This window comes from Chryseobacterium sp. WG14 (assembly GCF_024586945.1).
GTDB lineage: Bacteria > Bacteroidota > Bacteroidia > Flavobacteriales > Weeksellaceae > Chryseobacterium.
Map to the genome: position 1 here is coordinate 1 of NZ_JALCZD010000039.1, position 554 is coordinate 554.

Genomic DNA, 554 nt, shown 5'->3' on the forward strand with positions numbered 1-554 from the left:
TAAGCTCTTTATAGCTTAATTTAACTTCTCCATAAACCAACGCAACCGCATCCGGCGTCCTTGATGCCTGAGATTCAAATAACTCATGAAGGGTTTTATCAGATTCAACAGGATCTATCACATTCCAGGATTGGATGAGCTTTATTTGATTATCAGAAACATAAGCAAGTTGATCTGATGTGATTTTCTTATTTTTAAGAATCTGATCTAAAAGAGTTTCCATTCCTTCAATCAACTGCTGTATCGTTTGTTCTTCGAAAAGAACGCCTTCATAATTGATCTTAACGGCTACACTATCTCCCTGTTCCGAAGCCATAATTCCCAACGGATAATCAAGCTTCTCTACAGAGTCCATGAACACAAATCCTAACTCATTACCCTCACCTCCTTTAGGTACAGGATAGTTCTCATACACAAATAAACTGCTGAAGATCCTGCGTCCATCATGGTGCAATGCTGCAAGGTTAATGTCACTGTGCGTATTGAGCTCACTGATCCTATTCTGAATCTCTGTGATCTGATCCACAACCCGGCCATCTGCATGGCTCACAATC

1 protein-coding gene is annotated in these 554 nt (G+C 40.3%); it reads right to left on the reverse strand.

Going from position 1 to position 554, the window contains the following annotated elements:
• The coding region (locus MP478_RS22490) for a condensation domain-containing protein (protein ID WP_257201721.1) at window positions 1-554 on the reverse strand (554 nt) is incomplete at both ends.